The following is a 12,519-nucleotide window of genomic DNA, read 5'->3' on the forward strand; positions in this document are numbered from 1 at the left end:
CAGCGCTTTCAGCCTGTGCCGCTTTCTTCGCTTTGGCACGGGCGATAGCGGCCTGAACCGCGGCTTTGCGTGGGTCGGTTTCCACGGCGGCGTCCGGTGCAGCTTCAGCCGCAGCGTCCGTCGCGGCGTCAGTCACGCTCTGCGACGCTGTCGTACCAGCGCCTTCAGCCTGTGCCGCTTTCTTCGCTTTGGCACGGGCGATAGCGGCCTGAACCGCGGCTTTACGTGGGTCGGTTTCCACTGCGGCGTCCGGTGCAGCTTCAGCCGCAGCGTCCGGCGCGGCGTCAGTCACGCTCTGCGACGCTGTCGTATCAGCGCCTTCAGCCTGTGCCGCTTTCTTCGCTTTGGCACGGGCGATAGCGGCCTGAACCGCGGCTTTACGTGGGTCGGTTTCCACTGCGGCGTCCGGTGCAGCTTCAGCCGCAGCGTCCGGCGCGGCGTCAGTCACGCTCTGCGACGCTGTCGTATCAGCGCCTTCAGCCTGTGCCGCTTTCTTCGCTTTGGCACGGGCGATAGCGGCCTGAACCGCGGCTTTACGCGGGTCGGTTTCAGCAGTGGTGCCTGGTGCGGCTTCTGAAACACTCTCCGATGCAGCCGGAGCCGTCGCATCAGCGCCTTCAGACTGTGCTGCTTTCTTCGCTTTGGCACGGGCGATAGCGGCCTGAACCGCGGCTTTACGCGGGTCGGTTTCAGCAGTGGCGTCCGGCAAGGCGTCAGTAACACTCTCCGATGCAGCCATAGCCGTCACATCAACGCCTTCCGCCTGAGCCGCTTTCTTCGCTTTGGCGCGCGCTACAGCGGCCTCGACGGCGGCTTTACGCGGATCGACACTGGCGTCAGCAGCCGTATCAGCCGGTGAGACTTTCTTCGCTTTTGCCCTGGCAATCGCGGCTTCAACCGCCGCTTTACGCGGATCGACTGACTGACGCGTTACCGGCTGGGTTTCAGCCTGCGCCTCAGCCTGACGCAGACGCGCCTGCGCATGGCGGGCTTCACGCTGCGCTTCAAGCGTCGCTTCATCCGGTTCAGCGGACTGACGGGCTTTCACCCGCGCTTTAGCTGCTGCCAGCTCACTGGTATCGGTGCGGGCAACTCGCTGTTTTGCCTCTTCATGACGCGCTTCACGGGCCTGTTTTTCACGCTCCAGGCGCGCCTGACGCGCTTCGAAGCGGGCTTTAGCTTCCAGCGTGCGTTTCGCTTCCAGATCGATGGCGCGCAGTTCCGCTTTTTCCTGACGGTAATATTGCACCAGCGGAATATTACTCGGGCAGACATAGGCGCAGGCACCGCATTCGATGCAGTCATCGATATGGTGGGCACGCGCTTTATCGTGATCGCCGCCCTGGCTGTACCAGTAAAGCTGCTGCGGCAGTAGTTTGGCCGGACAGGCATCGGCACAGGCGGAACAGCGAATGCAGGACTGCTCTTCATCATTGTTGCCCATCTCACTGGCAGAGGGCGCAAGAATACAGTTGGTGATCTTCACCACCGGCACATCCAGCGATGGCAGGGTAAAGCCCATCAGCGGACCGCCCATGATTACCATCTGACGCGGCGCAGGCGTAAATCCGACCTGATGCAGCAGATGGCTGATTGGCGTGCCAAGACGACTCCAGACGTTACGCGGCTGGGCAATCGCCTCGCCGGTCAGTGTCACCACGCGTTCGGTAATCGGTTCACCATTAATGATGGCCCGCTTAACGGCCCAGGCGGTACCGACGTTCTGCATCAGCACGCCGATATCGGTTGAACGTCCGCCGTGCGGCACTTCCATGCCGGTCAGAATGCGGGTCAGTTGCTTGGCACCGCCGGAAGGATATTTAGTCGGGATCACCCGGATTTGCAGATCGCGCTCGCTACCCAGCGCCTGTTTCAGCGCGGCGATCGCTTCAGGTTTATTATCTTCAATGCCAATCAACACCCGCTCAGCCTGTAACACCCAGGCGAGAATGCGGCTGCCTTCCAGCACTTCGGCGGCGTAGTCCTGCATCAGGCGATCGTCAGCGGTGATGTAAGGTTCACACTCTGCCGCATTGATAATCAGGGTTTTAACCCCGCGCAGGCCGCCTTTCAGTTTGGTGGCGGTCGGGAATCCCGCGCCGCCCAGACCCGCAATGCCCGCATCGTAAATTCGCTGCACGATGTCGGCGCGCGGATGCTGACGGTAGTCTGGCAGCGGATCGAGCGGCATCCAGCGGTCTTCACCATCCGGCGTCAGGAAGATGCAAAGTTCGGACAGGCCCGACGGGTGCGCGGTCATATGCTGACCGATATCCTCAATCACGCCAGAGGTGGGCGCATGGACCGGCAGCATGCGGCCAGTACCAAACGTCAGGGGCTGACCGCGCAGCACTTTCTCGCCGGGCACAACGCAGATCTCCCCTTCATGGCCGATATGCTGTTTCAGCGGGATAATAAAACGGTGCGGCAGCGGCAGTTCGCTGAGCGGCGTGCCGTTGGACTGGGTTTTCATTTCCGGCGGATGGATACCGCCCTGAAAATCCCAGACTTTCTCTTTTTTCAGGAAGTTAAACAGATTAAGCATGAGTTTCTACCGGGATCACCCGTACAGGAATGGTATTCAAATCCCACTTCCAGTTAGCTGGCGTGGTGGCGACCGGACGCATTTCAATACAGTCAGTCGGGCAGGGTGCGACACAGAGATCGCAGCCGGTGCAGACATCGCTCAGCACGGTGTGCATGGCGCGGGTTGCGCCGACAATTGCATCCACCGGACAGGCCTGAATACATTTGGTGCAGCCAATGCAGTTGGCTTCATCGATAAACGCCACGGTGCGCACCGGCTCTTTCGCCGTTTCATCGCCATCAATCGGCTGCGGTTCAACGTTCAGCAGCGCAGCCAGCTTGAGCATGGTCTGTTCACCGCCCGGCGCGCATTTATTGATTGCTTCACCGTTGTTGCCGACCGCATCAGCATAGGGACGGCAGCCAGGGTAGCCGCACTGGCCACACTGGCTCTGCGGCAGAATGGCATCAATCTGCTCAACGATAGGATCTTCTTCCACCTCAAAGCGGCGCGAGGCGTAACCCAGCAGGGCGCCGAACACCAGGCTCAGGGCACTTAATACGGCAACAGCAATCCAGATCGCGGTCATCAGAATTTCACCAGACCGCTGAAGCCCATGAATGCCAGCGCCATGAGGCCCGCGGTAATCAGGGCAATGGAGTTGCCTTTAAACGGGGCAGGCACATTGGCCAGCACCAGACGCTCACGCATCCCGGCGAACAGCACCATCACCAGCGAGAAGCCGATAGAGGCACTGAAACCATACAGCGCGGCCTGCATAAAGGTGTGGTTGAGGTTAACGCTCAGCAGAGGCACGCCCAGCACCGCACAGTTGGTGGTGATCAGCGGCAGGAAGATACCCAGTAAACGATAGAGCGACGGACTGGTTTTACGCACCACCATTTCGGTGAACTGTACGACAACAGCGATCACCAGGATATAGGCCATTGTGCGCAGATAGACCAGATCCAGCGGCAGCAGGATCAGATGGTTGACCAGCCACGCGCAGATAGAGGCCAGCGTAATCACGAATGTTGTAGCGAGGCCCATGCCAATCGCCGTTTCCAGTTTTTTGGAAACGCCCATAAATGGACAGAGGCCGAGAAACTTCACTAATACGAAGTTATTCACCAGCACGGTGCCAACAAAGAGAAGCAGATAATCGGTCATTTTTTCGCCTGGGAGCCGGAAAGCGGCTTATTATCATTGATAGCGCGGCGTATCTCAACACCCGCGCCTCCCGCAAGGCGGCAGACCGCACTCAGAATTAAATTCCTGACATAACTCACAGCGTTACGGCGCGATAAAGGTGGTTTTTACCCGCTTTGAGCGTTTGAAATAGGGCGCAAATATCGCCGCCGCGAGCAGTGACAGCAGTAACGTCTGGAGAGCACGGCTATCGGCAACCGGCGTAAAGGCAAAGGTTTTCAGCGCCAGCAGCACGGTTATCAGCAGCCAGAGCAGATAGTGGCGCGGCAAACGGCGGGAACGCTTAAAGAAAAGCCAGCTGATCCAGAGGCTGTAGGCCCAGACCGCCACGGCGGTAAGCAGCGAAATGGCCCAGTAAGAGAGCAGAGTGCTGCCGTGTGAAAACAGCGCCACACGCCATTCCGGATTAAAGAGGGGGGTCAGATACATCGCCAGCACCAGAACGGTGGTTAACAGGGTCATTATCAGCCAGGCCAGTGGCAGCAAAAGCCAGCCACCAATACGTGGCGCAGCAACCTGTTCATTCATCGTGGTTATTCCTGTCTCGGGGAGTCGAAGCGCAGCAGAATAACATGTCCAGAGGGGCACGCCCATCCGGACAAGGTCAGAGGTAAAGAGAGCGATTAATCAGCCGGAAATCAGACCACGTAGCGCCACACCGTTTTAGGGACACAGCCAAGATCATATAACCGTCCGCCAGAAACCAGTTCGGCGCGACGATGATCGGCAGCCCGATACATATTGATGATTTCCATATCATTTGTAAGGGAGTAGTTAAGGTGATCGAAAAGCTTTTCCAGACTGTCTGAATTATTTACTTTGCGGAATTTAAGCAGGTAATCGTGCGCAGTCATCATTGCCATAACAGATAGAAGTACAAAGGAGTGCTCAGTATAGGGGGCAAGCCAGGGCTGTCCAGATCGGGCCGGTTAAAAAAAGCGAAAATCAGACTAAAGCACCTTATTAGCCACTAAAAGTCCAAATCTGCTATTTTTATTGCTGTCTGTGCCAGCCTGCCCGCGCGATGCTTTTAAACAGCGTATCAGCTCACAAATATCCATGCCGGAATACAGCGTTAAACGCGCATCTTGAATATCATTTTTCGTCCCTTCATGCCAGCCGCTGCGTCAATGCCTCCTTTCTGACATTTTCAGGGCAGAAAAATTAATCCTTTTGAAACCACACGCATAGAAACGTTTCGCGCCCAATCTGCACGCGTGAACGACTGTGCGGGCAATCACAAAACCCATTTTTTGTTCATCGCAGACCGGATAACCCATTTTGTACGCCTGTCTGTAATCGTTTCCAGTGACGTTAAGCATAAGCGATTCTGTTTATTACAATTATTTAACGAGCGTTGTTTTATTACTCAGCCATTTTATCCATAACGCTGTGACCAGCGAACCCGTCCGGCTGCACGTAACTCCTTTAAATTGCTCTGTTTTGTGAAGTGTGTCGCCATTATGAACGCTTTTTTAGTCCAGTCTAAGCAGGCTCTCTACCCTAAACAGCAAACGCCTTTCAGAGGATTAAAAACTATGTGGAAACGTTTACTTCTGACCACGCTGGTCAGCGCCGCGTTAACCGGCCCGGTGCTCGCTGCAGATATGACGGTCGGCTTCTCGCAGGTCGGTTCGGAATCTGGCTGGCGTTCGGCTGAGACCAGCGTGGCGAAAAGCGAAGCCAAAAAACGCGGAATCACCCTGAAAATCGCCGACGGGCAGCAGAAACAAGAGAATCAGATCAAGGCAGTACGTTCGTTTATTGCCCAGGGCGTTGATGCCATTTTCATCGCGCCAGTCGTACAGACCGGCTGGGAGCCGGTGCTGGAAGAAGCCAAAGACGCCAAAATCCCGGTTTACCTGCTGGACCGCGCTATCGTGGTGAAAGACAAATCGCTCTATCAGGCCGTGGTGACGGCGGACAACGTTCTGGAAGGCAAACTGATTGGCGACTGGCTGGTGAAAACCGTGGGCGACAAGCAGTGTAACGTGGTGGAACTGCAGGGCACCGTCGGGGCCAGCGTGGCAATCGATCGTAAGAAAGGCTTTGCTGAAGCGATCAGCAACCATCCAAACATTAAAGTGATCCGCTCGCAGTCCGGCGACTTTACCCGTAGCAAGGGTAAAGAGGTGATGGAGAGCTTTATCAAGGCTGAGAACAACGGCAAAAACATCTGCATGGTTTACGCGCATAACGATGATATGGCGATCGGTGCCATTCAGGCGATTAAAGAAGCGGGCCTGAAACCGGGCAAAGACATACTGACCGGCTCAATTGATGGTGTGCCGGATATCTACAAAGCGATGCTGGCAGGTGAAGCCAACGCCAACGTGGAGCTGACGCCGAACATGGCTGGCCCGGCGTTTGATGCCCTGGAGAAATTCAAAAAAGATGGCACGCTGCCGCCTAAAGTCATCAAGACCGAGTCAAAGCTGTTTCTGCCTGCTGACGCGCAGACGGAGCTGGATAAGAAAAAGGGTATGGGTTACTGATCCGCAGACCCGCCCCAGACCAGCCGCAGACCGCCCCCCGGGGCGGTTTTTCATGACGTAAGGCGGAGTGAGCATAATGACGACGCAAAATGAAATACCGCTGTTATCCATCAGCGGCGTCAGCAAAGGGTTTCCCGGCGTTAAAGCGCTGAGCAATGTTTCCTTTGATATCCGCAAAGGGGAGATTATGGCGCTGCTGGGGGAAAACGGTGCTGGCAAATCGACCCTGATTAAGGTGCTGACCGGCGTTTACAGCCGTGATGCCGGCACGATTACCCTGAATGGTGAGCCGATCACCCCGCATAACACCGCGCAGGCACAGGAGATGGGCATCGGGACCGTTTATCAGGAGGTGAATATGCTGCCGAACATGTCGGTGGCAGATAACCTCTATATTGGTCGTGAGCCGCGTCGCTTTGGCATGATCGACCGTCGCCGCATGGTGCGTGATGCCGATGCGCTGATGCGGAACTACGGGTTTTCCCTCGACGTGACACGTCCGCTGGGTCACTACTCGGTGGCGATGCAGCAGATTGTTGCCATCTGCCGCGCGGTGGATCTTTCGGCCCAGGTGTTGATCCTCGATGAGCCGACAGCCAGCCTGGATGCCAGCGAAGTCGAAATGCTGTTTACCCTGATGGCGCAGCTGAAAGCCAAAGGGATGAGCCTGATTTTTGTGACCCACTTTCTCGACCAGGTGTACCGCATTACTGACCGGATTACCGTGCTGCGTAACGGGCAGTTTATCGCGACTCGCGATACCGCCACGCTGCCGCAGATTGAACTGATTAAGCTGATGCTGGGTCGTGAACTGCTGGAGACTGCATTACAGCGTCAGGGCAGCACGCTGCGCAGTAATCAGCCGGTGGTGTCGTTTGAAGATTACGGCAGGAAGGGCACTATCGAACCCTTTAACCTGGCAGTGCGTCCCGGTGAAGTCGTCGGCCTGGCCGGTCTGTTGGGTTCGGGCCGCACAGAGACCGCCGAAGTGCTGTTTGGTATTCGTCGGGCCGATCGCGGGACCGCGAAGATCAAAGGGAAAGTGCAGAAGATTACTAATCCGGCGAGAGCCTCACAGCTCGGCATGGGGTTTTGCCCGGAAGATCGAAAGACGGATGGGATTATCGGCGCGGCCTCCGTTCGCGAAAATATTATTCTGGCCTTGCAGGCGCAGCGCGGCTGGTTAAGGCCGATTAAAAAGCGCGAGCAGCAGGCGATTGCCGATCGTTTTATTAAGAGTCTGGGTATTCGCACGCCGCACGCCGAGCAGCCGGTAGAGCTGTTATCGGGCGGTAACCAGCAGAAGGTGCTGCTGTCGCGCTGGCTGGTGACTAAACCGCAGTTTTTAATCCTCGACGAACCGACGCGCGGCATTGATGTAGGCGCACACGCCGAGATTATCCGTTTAATTGAATCCCTGTGCGCCGATGGTCTGGCGCTGCTGGTGATCTCCTCTGAACTCGAAGAACTGGTCGGTTATGCCGATCGGGTGTTGATCATGCGCGATCTGAAGCAGGTGGCAGAAATTCCGCTGGAGCAGCTTTCGGTGGCGTCGATCGTCAATGCTATCGCGGACGGAGGGGCTAAACATGCCTGATTCCTCTATGACAACTGAAAAAATGCCACGCCGTAAGCTGAAGTTCCCGCCAGGGATGCCGCAAATCGCCGCGCTGCTGCTGGTGCTGCTGATCGACAGTCTGGTAGCCAGTAACTTTTTTGCCGTGCACCTGCAGGATGGGCGTCTGTTCGGTAGCCCGATCGATATTCTTAACCGTGCGGCCCCGGTTGCCCTGCTGGCGATTGGCATGACGCTGGTGATCGCTACCGGCGGCATCGATCTTTCCGTGGGTGCAGTGATGGCGATAGCGGGCGCGACCGCCGCCACACTGACTGTCGCCGGACATGGTGTGCCGTTTATTATTCTCTGCACGCTGGGAACCGGTTTAGCCTGTGGTTTGTGGAATGGGGTGCTGGTGGCGCTGCTGCGTATTCAGCCGTTTGTTGCCACGCTGATTCTGATGGTCGCCGGGCGTGGTATCGCTCAGCTGATTACGCAGGGGCAGATTGTGACGTTCGACAGTGACAGCCTTGGCTGGTTTGGTAACGGCTCGCTGTGGATGTTGCCGGTGCCGGTCTGGATCACGCTGGTGGTGGCGCTGGCGGTCTGGCTGCTGACGCGCAAGACCGCGCTGGGTCTGTTTATCGAAGCGGTGGGGATTAACCTGCGCGCGGCCCGCAACGCGGGCGTGACCGGCTGGCTGGTGGTGATGTCGACTTATGCGATCAGTGGCGTCTGTGCCGCTGTGGCCGGGCTGATTGTCGCGGCGGATATTCGCGGCGCGGATGCCAATAATGCCGGTTTATGGCTGGAGCTGGATGCGATTCTCGCCGTGGTGATTGGTGGTGCATCGCTGATGGGTGGCCGCTTTAATCTGGTGTTGTCGCTGATTGGCGCGCTGATTATTCAGTCGATGAATACCGGGATTCTACTTTCCGGCTTCCCGCCGGAGCTGAATCAGGTGGTGAAAGCGGTGGTGGTGATGTGTGTGCTGTTGCTGCAGTCACCGCGCTTTATTGCGATGTTGAAACGGAGACGCCCGACATGATTAAACGTCATCTTCCGCTGATGATCACGCTGCTGGTGTTTGTGGCGGGTTACCTGTTTTGTCTGAGTCAGTTTCCGGGCTTTGCCTCAACCCGGGTGATCTGCAATATCCTGACCGATAACGCCTTCCTCGGCATTATCGCCGTCGGCATGACCTTTGTGATTTTGTCGGGTGGTATCGATCTGTCGGTCGGCGCGGTGATCGCCTTTACCGGCGTGTTTCTGGCGCGGGCGATTGGCGATTTCCATGTCGATCCGTTGCTGGCGTTTGCGCTGATTCTGTCACTGGGTGCGCTGTTCGGCGCCATGATGGGCTGGCTGATCGATGCGCTGAAGATCCCGGCCTTTATCATTACGCTGGCGGGGATGTTTTTCCTGCGCGGCTGTTCTTATCTGGTGTCCGAGAATTCGATTCCCATCGATCATCCGTTCTACACCCTGCTGTCCAGTCTGGCGTGGAAAGTGCCGGGCGGAGGGCGTCTCAGTCTGCTGGCGGTGATTATGCTGGTGGTGGTGTCAGGCGGGATTATTCTGGCGCACCGTACGCGGTTTGGTAACCGGGTTTACGCCATCGGCGGCAATATGACGTCGGCTCAGCTGATGGGCGTTTCAACCCGTGCGACTACCATCAAGATTTATATGCTTTCCACCACGCTGGCGACGCTGGCTGGCATCGTGTTCTCGATCTATACCTCGGCAGGATATGCGCTGGCCGGGCTGGGTGTGGAGCTGGATGCGATTGCGTCGGTGGTGATTGGTGGCACGTTGCTGTCGGGTGGTGTTGGGACGGTGCTGGGCACGCTGTTTGGTGTGCTGATTCAGGGGCTGATTCAGACCTGGATTAATTTTGACGGCACGCTGAGTTCGTGGTGGACCAAGATCGCCATCGGGATTCTGCTGTTTGCGTTTATCGCGCTGCAGCTGTTGCTGACGGTAATCTGGGATCGTCAGCAGAACGCGCCGGTTAAACGAATCCCTGGCTGAATAAATGGCTGAATGGTGGCTCTCAGGAGCCGCCATTTATTGTGCCAGATGCAGCACCATCACCGTGACGTCTTCACCCGCTATGTGCCGCTGTTCGACCGCCCGCCATCCTGAACGCTGATAGTACGCCTGTTGATCGGGGGTATAGAGCCAGAGCTCGCCAATCTGCTGGTGTTTTGCCCGGACAATCGCTTGCTGGATCAAGGCTTTCGCCACGCCCCGGCCCCGGAATTTCTTATCCGTCACCACTTCGCCAATCCAGTATTCCCTTGCCGCGATGTCGTCCAGTTCATAACGGATGACGCTACAGGTCGCGATAACCGTTTCGCCGTCCGATGTGGCGACGAGGGTAAATTCCGACGAGCCGGTCTGATTCCGTTTTGTTAAACGCGTAAGGATAGTGGGCTGATCCGACCATGCAGGGAGATGTGACCATTCTGTATGCAGCAGTTGTGCAGTTTGTGAGGCGTAGTCGGGATGCTGGTTCAGATCGGCAATTTGCATGGCGCTTTAACCTTTTTTTATCAGGTATGTAGCAATACAGGCTGGTGGAGGAAAGTGCAAGATGGTGAAAGAGTTGAGTTTTAGCAAAGAGACCGGTGTTCTTATGTATTACCGGGAAAATAATCGCTATGGGATTCGGGTGTAAGGTCAGCAAAGGTATGCCTGATCGCAAAGGGTTCCCGCATCCATGCGGATCGGCCGCGCCATCCCTGGCGCGGACGCTTTGCTCTTCAGGCATACCATTCCTTCCCGGTTGGGCTTGATCATTGCTGTAATTAAACGTGCGAACGCAAAGTTGAGATTAAGCAGGCTAAAATCAGCAGTGAAGTAAGGCGTCTGGTACATGAGATTTTTAATTGCTGCCAGGAATGGTTGGATCCTTAAAAAATCGCTTAGGTGCCACAAAAAGGAGGGTATGACGGGCAGTGGAGTAAAGCGTCCGCCGCATGGACAAAAACGCCGGGAGCGTTTTTGAACAACGCGAAGCGTTGGCCCGCTTGCGGGCGAGCCTCATGGATGAGGCGAGTCGTCCGGCGGCCGAGCCTGCAGGGATGTATTTACGGCGACTTTACGGAACGCCCGCCATTCCCGACTGAATAGCACTTATTTACTAAAAAACGGCACCTTATCAATCCTGAAGCAGTATCTTTTCAGAACCCCTAAAGCGCCGCTTAATCACCTATTAACGTTTCAACCGGTAATACGCTTCATTCCAGCGCAGCGCGTCTTTAAACGCAGGCAAGGTGGTGTGCTCATCTATCACCAGCACTTCGATATCATTCATCTCACCATACAGATACATATCGTCGAGCGTCAGCGCCTGACTGAACACCGTATGGTGCGCACCGCCACCCAGAATCCACGCTTCGGAAGCAGTCGCCAGTGATGGCTGCGCTTTCCACAGTGCGCGGGCAACCGGCAACTTCGGCAGCGGTTTCGGCTGCTCGATAGCATCCACCACGTTAACCAGCAGACGGAAACGATCACCCATATCAATTACGCTGGCGTTAACCGCACGGCCCGCTGGCGTGGAGAAAATCATGCGCGCCGGGTCGGCTTTATCGCCAATGCCGAGGAACTGCACATCGATTAATGGCTTCTCTTCAATGGCAATCGACGGACAGACTTCCAGCATGTGCGAGCCGAGCACCAGATCGTTGCCCGGTGAGAAGTGATAGGTGTAATCCTCCATAAATGAGGTGCCACCTTTGCGATCGCCTGCCAGCACTTTGAAAATGCGCAGCAGCGCAGCGGTTTTCCAGTCACCTTCACCTGCGAAGCCATAACCCTGACCCATCAGACGCTGAACCGCCAGACCGGGCAACTGTGTCATGCCGTGCAGCGTCTGGAAGTTAGTGGTAAAGGCATGGCAGCCCTCCGCTTCCAGGAAACGCTTCAGACCCAGCTCAATGCGCGCGGCATCCAGCACGTTCTGACGTTTTTCGCCGCCAGATGCAGCAACATCGGTAAAGCGATACAGGCTTTCGTACTCGTCGATCAGCGCATTTACGTCGCCATCGCTGACGCCATTGATCACCTCAACCAGATCGCCTACACCCCAGCCATTCACTGAATAGCCGAACTGAATCTGTGCGGCGACCTTATCGCCTTCGGTCACGGCCACTTCACGCATGTTGTCGCCAAAACGCGCGACTTTCAGCTGCTGGCTAGCCTGTTTTGCCAGCGCTGCACGCATCCAGTTCCCCAGACGCTGCTGACTGGCGCTATCTTTCCAGTGACCGGTCACCACGCTGTGCTGCAGGCCCATGCGCGCGCCGATGAAACCGAACTCACGGCCGCCGTGCGCGGTCTGGTTCAGGTTCATAAAGTCCATGTCCATGCTGTCCCACGGGATCTCCGCATTGAACTGGGTATGGAATTGCAGCAGCGGCTTATTCAGCACGCTCAGGCCGCCAATCCACATCTTGGCTGGAGAGAAAGTATGCAGCCAGGTAATGATCCCGGCGCACTGCTTGTCATAGTTTGCGTCGCGACACAGGGCCAGCGCTTCATCCGGTGACTTCACCAGCGGTTTCAGCTCCAGACGCATGGGTAAACCGGCCTGATTCAACCCCTCAACGACCTGACGTGCATGCTGTTCAACCTGGCGTAACGTCTCCGGCCCGTAGAGGTGCTGCGTGCCGATGACAAACCACACGCTGTAGTTGTTTGACTGTTCCATAAAACCACTCCTT

11 protein-coding genes are annotated in these 12,519 nt (G+C 56.5%); 4 read left to right on the forward strand and 7 right to left on the reverse strand.

Going from position 1 to position 12,519, the window contains the following annotated elements:
• The 5 genes from rsxC to ydgT all read right to left on the reverse strand — a co-directional run.
• On the reverse strand, positions 1–2,545 hold a 2,545-nt coding region (gene rsxC / locus IBT54_RS05145), incomplete at its 3' end, for an electron transport complex subunit RsxC (protein ID WP_201251738.1).
• Positions 2,538–3,116, reverse strand: a complete 579-nt coding sequence (gene rsxB, locus IBT54_RS05150; protein WP_010245386.1) for an electron transport complex subunit RsxB — start codon at positions 3,114–3,116, stop codon at positions 2,538–2,540. The genes rsxB and rsxC, both read right to left, overlap by 8 nt.
• Complete coding sequence (gene rsxA / locus IBT54_RS05155) at positions 3,116–3,697, reverse strand: electron transport complex subunit RsxA (protein ID WP_003853423.1); 582 nt, start codon at positions 3,695–3,697, stop codon at positions 3,116–3,118. The genes rsxB and rsxA overlap by 1 nt, the downstream gene beginning before the upstream one ends.
• A 123-nt stretch (positions 3,698–3,820) precedes the next feature.
• Positions 3,821–4,264, reverse strand: a complete 444-nt coding sequence (locus tag IBT54_RS05160) for a DUF2569 domain-containing protein (protein WP_013357773.1) — start codon at positions 4,262–4,264, stop codon at positions 3,821–3,823.
• Positions 4,265–4,374: 110 nt separating this feature from the next.
• Positions 4,375–4,590, reverse strand: coding sequence for a transcription modulator YdgT (ydgT, locus tag IBT54_RS05165; RefSeq protein ID WP_033782999.1), 216 nt, complete (start codon positions 4,588–4,590; stop codon positions 4,375–4,377).
• A gap of 684 nt (positions 4,591–5,274) precedes the next feature.
• Here ydgT and ytfQ point away from each other — a divergent pair.
• From ytfQ to yjfF, 4 genes are all read left to right on the forward strand, one after another.
• Positions 5,275–6,231, forward strand: coding sequence for a galactofuranose ABC transporter, galactofuranose-binding protein YtfQ (gene ytfQ, locus IBT54_RS05170; protein ID WP_013357775.1), 957 nt, complete (start codon positions 5,275–5,277; stop codon positions 6,229–6,231).
• Between the two features lie 76 nt (positions 6,232–6,307).
• Positions 6,308–7,828 (forward strand): sugar ABC transporter ATP-binding protein, encoded by a 1,521-nt coding sequence (locus tag IBT54_RS05175; RefSeq protein ID WP_201251739.1) that lies wholly within the window; start codon positions 6,308–6,310, stop codon positions 7,826–7,828.
• A complete protein-coding gene (ytfT, locus tag IBT54_RS05180) occupies positions 7,821–8,837 on the forward strand; it encodes a galactofuranose ABC transporter, ATP-binding protein YtfT (protein WP_147789272.1) in 1,017 nt (338 codons plus the stop codon). Before IBT54_RS05175 ends, ytfT begins: the two co-directional genes overlap by 8 nt.
• A complete protein-coding gene (gene yjfF, locus IBT54_RS05185) occupies positions 8,834–9,820 on the forward strand; it encodes a galactofuranose ABC transporter, permease protein YjfF (protein ID WP_201251740.1) in 987 nt (328 codons plus the stop codon). The genes ytfT and yjfF overlap by 4 nt, the downstream gene beginning before the upstream one ends.
• 36 nt (positions 9,821–9,856) lie before the next feature.
• Here yjfF and IBT54_RS05190 read toward each other — a convergent pair whose 3' ends face one another.
• Both IBT54_RS05190 and araA read right to left on the reverse strand, forming a co-directional pair.
• The gene (locus tag IBT54_RS05190) at positions 9,857–10,324 is read right to left on the reverse strand and encodes a GNAT family N-acetyltransferase (RefSeq protein WP_013357779.1); all 468 of its coding nucleotides are present in this window, start codon (positions 10,322–10,324) and stop codon (positions 9,857–9,859) included.
• A gap of 682 nt (positions 10,325–11,006) precedes the next feature.
• Entirely contained in the window at positions 11,007–12,506 is a 1,500-nt protein-coding gene (gene araA, locus IBT54_RS05195) for an L-arabinose isomerase (protein ID WP_033783006.1), read from the reverse strand.
• Positions 12,507–12,519: the final 13 nt, after the last annotated feature.

Source organism: Pantoea sp. S62, from assembly GCF_016658625.1.
Classification (GTDB): Bacteria; Pseudomonadota; Gammaproteobacteria; order Enterobacterales; family Enterobacteriaceae; genus Pantoea; species Pantoea vagans.

Coding starts and splice junctions, on each gene's coding strand:
- rsxB (WP_010245386.1), bottom strand. CDS start 3,116: ATGACCGCGATCTGGATTGCTGTTGCCGTATTAAGTGCCCTGAGCCTG.
- rsxA (WP_003853423.1), bottom strand. CDS start 3,697: ATGACCGATTATCTGCTTCTCTTTGTTGGCACCGTGCTGGTGAATAAC.
- IBT54_RS05160 (WP_013357773.1), bottom strand. CDS start 4,264: ATGAATGAACAGGTTGCTGCGCCACGTATTGGTGGCTGGCTTTTGCTG.
- ydgT (WP_033782999.1), bottom strand. CDS start 4,590: ATGACTGCGCACGATTACCTGCTTAAATTCCGCAAAGTAAATAATTCA.
- ytfQ (WP_013357775.1), top strand. CDS start 5,275: ATGTGGAAACGTTTACTTCTGACCACGCTGGTCAGCGCCGCGTTAACC.
- IBT54_RS05175 (WP_201251739.1), top strand. CDS start 6,308: ATGACGACGCAAAATGAAATACCGCTGTTATCCATCAGCGGCGTCAGC.
- ytfT (WP_147789272.1), top strand. CDS start 7,821: ATGCCTGATTCCTCTATGACAACTGAAAAAATGCCACGCCGTAAGCTG.
- yjfF (WP_201251740.1), top strand. CDS start 8,834: ATGATTAAACGTCATCTTCCGCTGATGATCACGCTGCTGGTGTTTGTG.
- IBT54_RS05190 (WP_013357779.1), bottom strand. CDS start 10,324: ATGCAAATTGCCGATCTGAACCAGCATCCCGACTACGCCTCACAAACT.
- araA (WP_033783006.1), bottom strand. CDS start 12,506: ATGGAACAGTCAAACAACTACAGCGTGTGGTTTGTCATCGGCACGCAG.